This window comes from Paraburkholderia sp. SIMBA_053, from assembly GCF_046534895.1.
GTDB lineage: Bacteria > Pseudomonadota > Gammaproteobacteria > Burkholderiales > Burkholderiaceae > Paraburkholderia > Paraburkholderia caledonica.
In genome coordinates, this window is record NZ_JAWRXU010000185.1 from 1 (window position 1) to 385 (window position 385).

1 protein-coding gene is annotated in these 385 nt (G+C 55.8%); it reads right to left on the reverse strand.

All coding sequences use genetic code 11. The features are described 5' to 3' along the window. Positions 1 to 154: GFA family protein (locus SB753_RS35190; RefSeq protein WP_410804676.1), on the reverse strand; the 154-nt coding region annotated here is incomplete at its 3' end. Positions 155 to 385 lie beyond the last annotated feature (231 nt).

A 385-nucleotide genomic window follows, 5' to 3' on the forward strand; every position in this document is an offset into this window, starting at 1 on the left:
CGGGTGTCGTGAGATGGAGATGGTCGAAGGGAACGAACCACATCAGCGCGCCTTTGCGCTGGCATATCGAACAGTTGCACGCCATGACGCTGGTTGGCTCGCCTTCGACCTCGAAAGCGATGCGTCCGCAATGACAGCTTCCCTTGTGCGACATGGCGATCTCCTGATGTGGATCGAATGATGCCGTCACGCGTCGGTGATGGCAACGTACGAACGTCCGTGTTCTATTCTCTTTACGCAGTGTGGCATAAAGCCACCTTCAGCCGCTCGTTGGTTTGCCGTAAACAAGTTGTAACCAACAACGGGCCACGACTGCAATGAAACTGCGCAACCTGAATGTCTCGACCCGCTTGCTTGCCGGATTCGGCTTGTTGACGGGCTTGCT